Genomic DNA, 9584 nt, shown 5'->3' on the forward strand with positions numbered 1-9584 from the left:
CTCCGCAACCCTCTCCCCAGCCCTCTCCCTGAAGGGAGAGGGGGCTTGTCCGTGCCGAGAGGAGGAGTGGTTTCAGTCGGTAGTCTCTGTGCTAGCCGGCTAACGCCGAAACACCCGAACACTCCGAACGGTCCCCTCTCCCTTCAGGGAGAGGGTTAGGGAGAGGGAGCGGAGTCAACCAAAAACACCGTAGTCACCGGGTGGCACCGTTCGCGAGCAAGCTCGCTCCTACAAAAGAGGAAGCGACGCAGGAAGCTCAGCGAATGAAATGAATCTTCCCGCTATCGTCATTCCCCATATAGATCCCATACACCCCCGCCTGCCGCTCCTCGATATAGCGCTCGAGAATCTGCCGGATCGCCGGGTAGTAGATCTGCTCCCAGGGAATGTCCTCGGGCGCGAAGAAGCGCCGGTCGAGGGTCTCCGGCCCGTAGGCGTCGGCGATCTCCAGGGCCTGGGCGCGGAAGATGATGTAGACCTCGCTGATCTTCGGCACGCTGAAGATGGAGTAGGGCGAGAGGATCTCGGCGCGCACGCCGCTCTCTTCCCAGACCTCGCGCAGGGCCGCCTGCTCGGTGGTCTCGCCGCTTTCCATGAAGCCGGCCGGCAGCGTCCAGGTGCCGGGGCGCGGCGGGATGGCGCGTTGGCACAGCAGGTAGCAGCCGTCGCGCTCGATGATGCAGCCGGCGATGACCTTGGGGTTCTCGTAGTGGATGTAGCCGCAGGCGCCGCACAGCAGGCGCTCGTGGGTGTCTCCCGGCGGCTGGCGGCGCTGCATCCGGTCGCCGCCGCACTGCGGGCAGAAGCGCGGGGCGGGCATGGCGTCAGCGACCTATGCGCGGCTCTTTGAGGACGATGGGGGTGGCGATCTCGCGGACCTTGCCACCCTCTTCCTGCTTGGACTTCAGGTAGTCCAGCGCCACCTTGGCCGCCGCGCGCACGTGGTCCACCGAGGCCTGGTGCGCGGCCGCCGGGTCGCCGCTCTTGATCGCCGCGACCATTTTCTCCATCTCCTGGTTGCTCGCCCCGCGGCGGTTGGCCTGGGACACCGAGGTGGCGCGCAGGTAGCTGATGCGCGCCTGCAGCTGGCGCAGCTGGGTGGCGGCGATGCGGTTGCCCGAGCCTTCCAGCAGCACGTCGTAGAAGCCCTGCACCGAATCCAGCACCTGCTGCAGGTCGCCTTCCTCCAGGGCCTTGCGGTTCTCCTCGAGGGCGCGTTCCAGGGCGCGGATGTCCTTGGCCTTGGCGTTGAGGGTGAACAGCTGGACGATCAGCCCTTCGAGCACGCAGCGCAGCTCGTAGATGTCGCAGGCGTCTTCCAGGGTGATGATGGCCACCCGCGGGCCCTTGGCGTCGGCGAACTCCACCAGCCCCTCGGACTCCAGGTGGCGCAGGGCCTCGCGCACCGAGGTGCGGCTGACGCCCAGGCGGTCGCAGAGGTCGCGCTCGACCAGGCGGTCGCCGGGCAGCAGCTGGAAGTTGAGGATGGCGCCGCGCAGCTTGTCCAGCACAATCTCGCGCAGGGTCACGGGGTTGCGGTTGACCTTGAAGCTATCGTCGAGGGGCAAGCGTTTCATGTGGTCCGCTCTGGTAATGGCTGTCCGTAGGGTGAAGCGGCCTAGCCCTGGGTCTCGGCATCGGCCTCGGCGAAGGCCTCGCGGGCCAGGCGGAAGCTGTCGACCGCCGCCGGGATGCCGCAATAGATGCCGACCTGGAGCAGGATTTCGCGGATCTGCTCGCGGCTGAGCCCGTTGCGCAGGGCGCCGCGGATGTGCAGCTTCAGTTCGTGCGGCCGGTTTAGGGCCGAAATCATCGCCAAGTTTATCATGCTGCGTTCTTTCAGCGACAAACCCTCGCGGCCCCAGACGTGGCCCCAGCAGTACTCGGTGACCAGCTCCTGCAGCGGCTTGCCGAAGTCGTCGGCCGCGGCCAGCGACTTGTTCACGTAGGCCTCGCCCAGCACCTGGGTGCGGATCGCCAGGCCCTTGTCGTACTTCTCGTTGCTCATCGCATGCTCCTGCTTTCATGTAGGAGCAACTGTCTGCCGGCTGCTCCGAGGGGCTTCTCGTAGGATGGGTCGGGCTTGCGAAGCCCATGCGGCCTTGGTGATGGGTATCGCTTCGCTCAACGCCATCCTGCGTCGGTGTTTCTCCTGTACCTGTAGGAGCGAGCTTGCTCGCTCCTACGAGGACGGGACGGTCAGGCCAACTGCGGCAGGGCGCCGAGCTTGCCGCGGTGGTAGACCATGGGCGTCACCGCCTTTTCAGGCAGGATCAGGTTCTTCACCGCGCCGACGATGATCGCGTGGTCGCCGCCGTCGTACTCGCGCCACAGCTCGCACTCGATGATCGCCGTGGCCTTGGACAGCAACGGGTTGCCCAGCTCGCTCAGGTGCCAGTCGATGCCCTTGGCCTTGTCCTTGCCCTTACCGGCGAAGGCGTAGGCCTCGGCCTGCTGGTCGGCGCACAGCAGGTGGATGGCGAACTGCTTGCTGTCGCGCAGGATCGGGTAGGTGTCCGAGGCGTAGTTGGGGCAGAACAGCACCAGCGCCGGCTCGATCGACAGCGCGCTGAAGGCGCTGGCGGTGATGCCGACGATGCCGCCCTCGGCGTCCAGGGTGGTGACCACGGTCACCCCCGAGGGGAAGGAGCCCATGACTTCCTTGTAGATTCCGGGTTCGATCATGGTCTGTTCCTCAACGCATCACGAAGGGGTCGGGCATGGGCGCCTGCGAGAGGTTGATCCACACCGTCTTCAGTTCGGTGTAGGCCAGCACCGAGTCGATGCCGCTCTCGCGGCCGTAGCCGCTCTGGTGGAAGCCGCCGATCGGCGCCATGGCCGAGACCGCGCGGTAGGTGTTGACCCAGATGATCCCCGAGCGCACGTCGCGCGCCAGGCGGTGGGCGCGGCCCAGGTCGCGGGTCCAGATGCCGGCGGCCAGGCCGTACTGCGAGTCGTTGGCCAGGGCCAGCGCCTCGGCCTCGTCGTCGAAGGGGATGACCGAGGCCACCGGGCCGAACACTTCCTCCTGCATGATGCGCATGGAGTGGCTGTCGCAGGCGAACAGCGTCGGCTCGTAGTACCAGCCTTCGCCCTGGCCCTCGGGGCGCTTGCCGCCCATCAGCAGGCGCGCGCCCTCGGCCTGGGCCGCGGCCACCAGGCCTTCGACCACCGCCAGTTGCTGCGCGGTGGCCATGGGGCCCATCTCGCTGGCGTCTTCCTGCGGGTTGCCGATGCGGATGCGCTGGGCGCGTGCGATCAGGCGGGCGACGAATTCGTCGTAGATCTCGCGCTGCACCAGCAGGCGCGAGCCGGCCACGCAGCTCTGCCCGGTGGCGGCGTAGATGCCGGCCACCACGCCGTTGATGGCGCTGTCCAGGTCGGCGTCGGCGAAGATGATGTTCGGCGACTTGCCGCCCAGCTCCAGGGACAGCTTGGCGAAGTTCTCCGCGCTGCTGCGCACCACGTGGCGGGCGGTGGCGGCGCCGCCGGTGAAGGCGATCTTGCGCACCAGCGGGTGGCGCGTCAGGGCCGCGCCGGTGCTCGGGCCGAAGCCGGTGACCACGTTGACCACGCCGGCCGGGAAGCCGGCTTCCAGGGCCAGGCGGGCCAGTTCGAGGATGGTCGCCGAGGCGTGTTCGGAGGGCTTGAGCACGATGGTGTTGCCGGCGGCCAGGGCCGGGGCCAGCTTGATCGCGGTGAGGTACAGCGGGCTGTTCCAGGGAATGATCCCGGCCACCACGCCCAGCGGCTCGTGCACTGTGTAGGCGAACATGTCCGGCTTGTCGATCGGCAGGGTGCCGCCTTCGAGCTTGTCGGCCAGGCCCGCGGTGTAGTGGAAGAACTCCGGCAGGTAGCCGACCTGGCCGCGGGTCTCGCGGATCAGCTTGCCGTTGTCGCGGCTCTCCAGCTGGGCCAGGTGCTCCCTGTTCTCGGCGATCAGGTCGCCCAGGCGGCGCAGCAGCTTGCCGCGGGCGGTGGCGCTGAGCTTGCGCCAGGCCGGGTCGTCGAAGGCCTTCTGCGCGGCCTGCACGGCGCGCTCGACGTCTTCCTCGGCGGCATCGGGCAGCAGCGCCCAGGGCTGCGCGCTGGACGGGTCGAGGCTTTCGAAGGTCTTGCCGGAAAGCGCATCGAGCCATTGGCCGTCGATGCACATCTGGAAGCGGGCGAGTGTCATGCGACTATCCCCTTGGTCTGGTTCGGCAGGCTCAGGGCCTGGTGCAGGAAGTCCAGCAACACCTGGTTGACCAGGCGCGGCGACTCCACCGGCATCATGTGGCGCTGTTCATCGAGTATGGCCACCTGCGCGCCGGGAATGCGCGCGGCCAGCTGCCGGGCCATCTCCGGGGTCGAGCCGGGGTCCAGCTCGCCGGTGGCGACCAGGGTCGGCGCCTGGATGCTGCCCAGGTCGTCGGCGCGGTACATGTCCTGGGTGGCGAACAACTCGTAGGTGGTCAGGTAGCCCTGCGGGTCGTTGCTCGCCAGAGTCTGGCGGATGGCCGCGATCTGCGCCGGGTTGGCGGCCTGGTACTCGCGGCTGAACCAGCGCGACAGGGCCGCCTCGGCGTTGGCGTCGGGACCGTGTTCGGCGGCCTGGCGGGTGCGCTCGATGACGCCGGCGCGCTGTTCGGCGCTGCGGTTGAACACACTGTTGAGGATCACCAGCCCCTGCAGCCGCTGCGGATGGTGCAGGGCGAAGGCGCGCGCCACCAGGCCGCCCATGGAGAAGCCGATGACCGTGGCCTGCGGGATCTGCAGGTGGTCGAGCAACTCGCGCAGCTGCGCGGCGTAGCCGACCAGCCCGGTGCCCGCTTCGGGGCGCGGGCTGGCGCCGTGGCCGAGCATGTCGTAGGCGATGACCCGGTAGTGCGGGGCCAGGCCGACGATCTGCCCGCCCCACATTTCCTTGTTCAGGCCCACGCCGTGGATCAGTACCACGGGCTGGCCCTGGCCGGTCGCCAGGTAACTGGTGCCGGCCGGTGTATGTTCAGCGGTGAGCCGAATCATGGAACGCTCCTGCACTGGCCGCGGAATCACTGGGCCTGCTCGGCGGCCAGTTCTTCCAGGTCGATGTAGCGGTTGCCGATGCGCGGGTGCAGGCGGCCGCCGTCGGCGGCGCCCAGGACCACGATGATCTCGTCGGCGCGCGGCGCGTCCTCGATCTGCATCTCCAGGGTGATGTAGTGCGAACGCAGGCCCTCGTCGTCCTTGTGCATCATCGGGACCTGGATCGAGGTGCCCGGGCCGCCGCGCTTGTTGGTGAAGCTCAGGTAGCTCTTGGCGTCCACCGCTTTGCGGTAGTGGTTGCCGAAGCGCAGGGTGTGGATCACCGCCGAGGCATGCTCGATCTCGCCATCGGCGCCGACCACGGCGGCCTTGCCATAGGCCTCGATCCTGTCGGCGCCGCCGATCAGCGCGGTCAGCCGCTCGACCATCAGCGCGCCCAGCTCGGAACAGTTGGCCTTGATCTCCGGCTTGAGGTCCTCGACGAAGCCGCGGCCCGCCCAGGGGTTCTTGATCACCACGGCCAGCCCGGCCATGGACACCGGTTTCTCGGCAGCCTTGCCGCCCTCGATGAAGGTTTCCTCGACGTAGCTGACGATCTTGCGGATTTCGAAGCTCATGGGCACTCCTTGGGTGTCTCTGTGCGATTTGGTCTGATGGTATACCATAATATTGGAAGTGCAAGAGGCAGGGTGGCAAAGGCGGTGGGGTCTGGCGACGGATGGTTGCCCGGTGCTTACGAAGAAGGCCTGCCGCTGGGAGCGCCGGCCCTTCTATCGGTTCAGGATGCAGCTCTGGTTTCGCCCCAGGGCATGTGAAGCGCCCGACTCTTCCTTCGCCTGTGTGGGGCTCCCGGTCATGCTCGAACCAACAGCGTGCTTCGTATGGCGACGTTTGAATGCTTCGCTGCTGGCGGCGGGTCTTCAAATAGGGCTGCGTTGGATGCCGGGCATGATGACGTTTGCTATGGCACAGACGTGGCGTGGTCGTTGGTTAATAGTCGTTGGTTAATAAAGGTTATTCATTCAATTTTGTAGGGCTTTTCTTTGTAGGGATATTGGTGGGCATATTGTTGAATGTTCTGAGTTTAAAAGAATTGTCGTCCGCCAATCATTTGCACATGCGTATGGGTGACGAGCACAACCGTTTTCTTTAAAAGCCTTGGTCGGTTCACGCTTCAGTCTTTATCCGCAAGGTTGAATGGCTGATGGCAGGCAAGGAGCTGTTCTTGGGAAAGCAAAAGGAACTGCATGAAAATCGACATTGCGCTATCGAAGCTCGCCGTGCCGAGCATGATCTGCGGGCTCTGCGCCGTGGCAGCCTTCTATGTGTTCAGCTTTCTGAAATGGCAGCGGCAACTCGATGAGGCAATCGTTCCTCAGTCCCCGGGCGGTGAAGTCGCACGGCAAAAGCCGACCCCAAACCGTGAAGTGTTGGCGCAGCTTTTCGGTAGCCCGGCTCCAAAAGCTGAGACTGTACCTGTCAAGGAAAGCAATCTGTCTCTAAAGCTGGTGGCCAGTTACGCCGGTAGCGAGGAGTCACGTTCAGCTGCGGTAATTGAAGGCAATGAGAATGCGCAAGCTCTCTATTATCCCGGTGACAAACTGCTCCCTGGTGTTGAACTGGTTTCGGTTCAGTCGCGTCGGGTATTGATAAGGCGAAATGGAGTTCTGGAAAGTGTGAGTCTGGACGAACGAAAACAGGATGTGGAAGAGTTGTCCAAGCCAATTGTTTCAGTCGCGCAGAAAGTTTCCTCGCCGACACTCGAACCGCTTAATAGTGAAAGGCTATCGGAAAAGTTGAGCAGGTTGAAATCCCTTGCGGCCGGGGATAACTGAACATGCGTATTGTATTTTTAGTGCTGGCTTTATTTAGCGCTTGGCTGCATGCCGAAGAAAAGGCTTCCAGTTCTTTTGGGCTGGACATGAAAGGAGCGGATATACGGTCCCTGATAGAGTGGGTGGCCGATCAGACAGGAAAGAACATTGTCATCGATCCCAGGGTCAAAGGGCGGGTTTCAGTTGTCACGGGTGGAGCCATCGGCGAGGCGGATCTTGGGCAATTGCTGAGTTCGGTATTGAGCGTGCATGGCTATGCGCTGATAAAGGAAGGAAGCGTATACAAGGTCGTTCCCGACGCGGATGCGAAGTCATCCAGCATCCCGGTTGGCGAGCAGCATGCCAGTGCCGGCGATAATGTCGTGAAGCTCTTCAAGTTGAACAATGTCTCCGCGGTCCAGTTGGTGAACCTGTTGAAGCCCATGGTTCCCCAGACAGCCTACATAGCGGCCTACCCTGAACGGAACTACATAATCGTTGCCGATCGCGCCGTGAACATTTCCAAGATCGATGACCTGGTCGGGCAACTGGATCGTGTGTGGGCGGTGAGCACCGAGGTGCTGGCTCTTGAGTTCGCCAGTGCACAAGACATCCTCACGATGCTCAATGGTCTATTCCCAAAACCGAAGTCGGAGACGCCAGAGGGCTTTTTCTCCATTGGTGCGGATGTTCGAACCAATAGCATCGTGGTTGCTGGCGACGAGGTATTGCGGCGGCAGGTGAAGGATGTAGTGGCGCGTCTGGATCGTAAGGTCCAGGGGCTTGGAAACAGCCGAGTCTTCTATTTGCATTACCTGCGTGCGGCCGATGTATTGCCGGCCATTCAAAGTATCAGTTCCAGTATCCAGAAACAGGGCTTGAATATTCAGGAATCCTCGGTGGAGGTGAACATACAGGCCAGCGAGGCTACGAACGCCCTGGTCGTGACCGGTCCCCCGGATGTCATAGAGGCGGTAGAGCACATCATTCGCAAGTTGGACATCCGCCGTGCCCAGGTTCTGGTCGAGGCCGTCATCGTGGAGGTTTCCGAGGCGCAGGGGCGGGAACTGGGCGTCGAGTGGCGCACGAGCAGCAGCGGAAAAGGCGGGGATGGGTGGTACGGCGGCACCTTGTATCGTGACGGGACAGGAGGAGGCGCGGCGGACGAGGCTCCCAACCTGCTCAGCGGCCTGTCGCTGGGGTTTTATCGCAACGGTTCTCTTCGGGGACTGATCAAGGCCCTTGAGACCGGCGAGTCGCTGAATATCCTGTCCAAGCCGAATCTGGTCACCCTCGACAATGAAGAGGCGAAAATTGTCGTCGGGCAGAATGTTCCTTTCGTCACGGGACGTTCTACCAGTGCTGCCAGTCCAGTGGAGAACCCCTTCCAGACCATAGAGCGTAAAGACGTGGGGATCACGCTGACCATAAAGCCCCAGGTCAATGAAGGGGATGCCGTCACGCTGGACATTACCCAGGAAATATCCAGCGTTTCGAACGCTCGTGTGGCCCAGGCCCAGGACATCATCACCAATACGCGCTCGGTGAAGACGCGTGTTCTGGTCGAGGATGGTCAGACCCTGGTTTTGGGCGGGCTTATCTCGGACGAGCAACAGGAGGGTAATGCCAGCGTCCCGTTTCTCGGACGGGTGCCAGTACTGGGAGCGTTGTTCCGCAGTGATCGGAACAACAAGAAAAAGAACAACCTGATGATATTCATACAGCCGAGGATCCTGCGGAGCACGGAGGATGCCCAGTTGGTGACCGGTGGGCGCTATCACTACATCGACCAGGCGGCCAGGCGCATGGGGTATGAGTTCAATGCGGAGTAGCCGGTGGGGGGTAGTCATTGTTCTGGCGTGCGCGGCTGTGGGTAAGGTCTTCGCCTCCTCCACGACCGATGACGCATGCCTGGTGACCGAACTGCCGCAACGGTTGATCGACGTGGATGGAAAGGGGCGTGTCCATGGGGCATGGTCGGTTCCGACCGGCCAACTCATTGAGCATCTGCAGCAGGCACGTTTGCCGACCGGCGTTTTGCTGGCGGGTTATGACATTCTTTCGGTCCGGCGGGTATGTACCGAGATCGGGCAAGCCGATCTGGAGCGAGCCCATGTGGTATTTGGCGGGCGCGAATGGCTATTGGCCCGACAGGGCGCGTCGGCATGGGAATGGCTGGTGTCGCCAGTCGAGAGGGTCGCCACCAACCTGCTGAGTGGACGTTTGTCGGGGATCTTCGTTGGCCCCGGTAAGGTCGTGATCGGGCAAGGGTTGGAGCGGTCGACAATCACCGATCCCGCCAGAATGGCGGCGTGGCTTATCGATAACCACCAGGCCCGCATGGAGCCAGTCGTACTTTTTGTCGAGAAGGAATACCAGCAAAGTTTCTTGGAGTTCTTTTCAAATAATCCGTTGCCTGGTGTGTTTCTATCATTTGACGATGCAGAGAGAGTCAAGGAAACGCTGAATAGATATGCGAGCATTTCCCAGGATGATCAGGTTCGTCTGCTCGACTACTACTGTAAGTAAATTCATATATTGGTTTGATTGTGGTCTCAAGAGTGATCTTGGGTGACCGCCGTTTTATGTTGTTTTCGGAAGGTTCGGGCTTTATCTGTACTATTTAGGGGATCGAGGTCTGGTACGTTTGCGTCTGTCAGACGATTTGTAGGCTTTTATCTTTTGGTCTCGGATGGATTTCCCTCGGCTATGTAGGAAGTATTTGTCGGATTATCGATTTTCGTTATCTGTGTCATATAAAAC

Annotated in this window: 10 protein-coding genes; 3 read left to right on the forward strand and 7 right to left on the reverse strand. The window is 62.5% G+C overall.

Translation table 11 applies throughout. The features are described 5' to 3' along the window. Nucleotides 1–256: 256 nt before the first annotated feature. From QSJ95_RS04445 to QSJ95_RS04475, 7 genes are all read right to left on the reverse strand, one after another. A complete protein-coding gene (locus QSJ95_RS04445) occupies nt 257–820 on the reverse strand; it encodes an NUDIX hydrolase (RefSeq protein ID WP_043269686.1) in 564 nt (187 codons plus the stop codon). Between the two features lie 4 nt (nt 821–824). Continuing rightward, the gene (locus tag QSJ95_RS04450; RefSeq protein ID WP_009615029.1) at nt 825–1577 is read right to left on the reverse strand and encodes a GntR family transcriptional regulator; all 753 of its coding nucleotides are present in this window, start codon (nt 1575–1577) and stop codon (nt 825–827) included. A gap of 41 nt (nt 1578–1618) precedes the next feature. Further along, on the reverse strand, nt 1619–2008 hold the full coding sequence (locus QSJ95_RS04455) for a carboxymuconolactone decarboxylase family protein (protein WP_009615030.1): 390 nt from the start codon (nt 2006–2008) through the stop codon (nt 1619–1621). A 191-nt stretch (nt 2009–2199) separates the two neighbouring features. Then, nucleotides 2200–2685: a flavin reductase family protein gene (locus tag QSJ95_RS04460; RefSeq protein ID WP_285640389.1), complete on the reverse strand. Its 486-nt coding sequence runs from the start codon at nt 2683–2685 to the stop codon at nt 2200–2202. Between the two features lie 10 nt (nt 2686–2695). Then, nucleotides 2696–4177 carry an aldehyde dehydrogenase gene (locus QSJ95_RS04465; protein WP_058072614.1) on the reverse strand — a complete coding sequence of 494 codons (1482 nt, stop codon included), beginning with the start codon at nt 4175–4177 and terminating at the stop codon, nt 2696–2698. Continuing rightward, nucleotides 4174–5007: an alpha/beta fold hydrolase gene (locus tag QSJ95_RS04470; RefSeq protein ID WP_009615033.1), complete on the reverse strand. Its 834-nt coding sequence runs from the start codon at nt 5005–5007 to the stop codon at nt 4174–4176. Before QSJ95_RS04470 ends, QSJ95_RS04465 begins: the two co-directional genes overlap by 4 nt. Nucleotides 5008–5033: 26 nt before the next feature. Beyond that, nucleotides 5034–5624 (reverse strand): amino acid synthesis family protein, encoded by a 591-nt coding sequence (locus tag QSJ95_RS04475; RefSeq protein WP_009615034.1) that lies wholly within the window; start codon nt 5622–5624, stop codon nt 5034–5036. Between the two features lie 630 nt (nt 5625–6254). On the opposite strand from QSJ95_RS04475, the gene QSJ95_RS04480 reads away from it, so the two are divergent. The 3 genes from QSJ95_RS04480 to QSJ95_RS04490 all read left to right on the forward strand — a co-directional run bounded on the left by QSJ95_RS04480 (nt 6255) and on the right by QSJ95_RS04490 (nt 9350). Next, nucleotides 6255–6842: a type II secretion system protein N gene (locus tag QSJ95_RS04480; protein ID WP_285640393.1), complete on the forward strand. Its 588-nt coding sequence runs from the start codon at nt 6255–6257 to the stop codon at nt 6840–6842. 2 nt (nt 6843–6844) lie between these two features. Beyond that, complete coding sequence (gene gspD / locus QSJ95_RS04485) at nt 6845–8653, forward strand: type II secretion system secretin GspD (RefSeq protein WP_082936655.1); 1809 nt, start codon at nt 6845–6847, stop codon at nt 8651–8653. Between the two features lie 82 nt (nt 8654–8735). Next, nucleotides 8736–9350 carry a hypothetical protein gene (locus QSJ95_RS04490; protein WP_157763205.1) on the forward strand — a complete coding sequence of 205 codons (615 nt, stop codon included), beginning with the start codon at nt 8736–8738 and terminating at the stop codon, nt 9348–9350. Nucleotides 9351–9584 lie beyond the last annotated feature (234 nt).

Origin of the sequence: Pseudomonas sp. NBRC 100443 (genome assembly GCF_030268185.1) — a bacterium.
Lineage (GTDB): Bacteria > Pseudomonadota > Gammaproteobacteria > Pseudomonadales > Pseudomonadaceae > Pseudomonas > Pseudomonas citronellolis.

Coding starts and splice junctions, on each gene's coding strand:
- QSJ95_RS04445 (WP_043269686.1), bottom strand. CDS start 820: ATGCCCGCCCCGCGCTTCTGCCCGCAGTGCGGCGGCGACCGGATGCAG.
- QSJ95_RS04450 (WP_009615029.1), bottom strand. CDS start 1,577: ATGAAACGCTTGCCCCTCGACGATAGCTTCAAGGTCAACCGCAACCCC.
- QSJ95_RS04455 (WP_009615030.1), bottom strand. CDS start 2,008: ATGAGCAACGAGAAGTACGACAAGGGCCTGGCGATCCGCACCCAGGTG.
- QSJ95_RS04460 (WP_285640389.1), bottom strand. CDS start 2,685: ATGATCGAACCCGGAATCTACAAGGAAGTCATGGGCTCCTTCCCCTCG.
- QSJ95_RS04465 (WP_058072614.1), bottom strand. CDS start 4,177: ATGACACTCGCCCGCTTCCAGATGTGCATCGACGGCCAATGGCTCGAT.
- QSJ95_RS04470 (WP_009615033.1), bottom strand. CDS start 5,007: ATGATTCGGCTCACCGCTGAACATACACCGGCCGGCACCAGTTACCTG.
- QSJ95_RS04475 (WP_009615034.1), bottom strand. CDS start 5,624: ATGAGCTTCGAAATCCGCAAGATCGTCAGCTACGTCGAGGAAACCTTC.
- QSJ95_RS04480 (WP_285640393.1), top strand. CDS start 6,255: ATGAAAATCGACATTGCGCTATCGAAGCTCGCCGTGCCGAGCATGATC.
- gspD (WP_082936655.1), top strand. CDS start 6,845: ATGCGTATTGTATTTTTAGTGCTGGCTTTATTTAGCGCTTGGCTGCAT.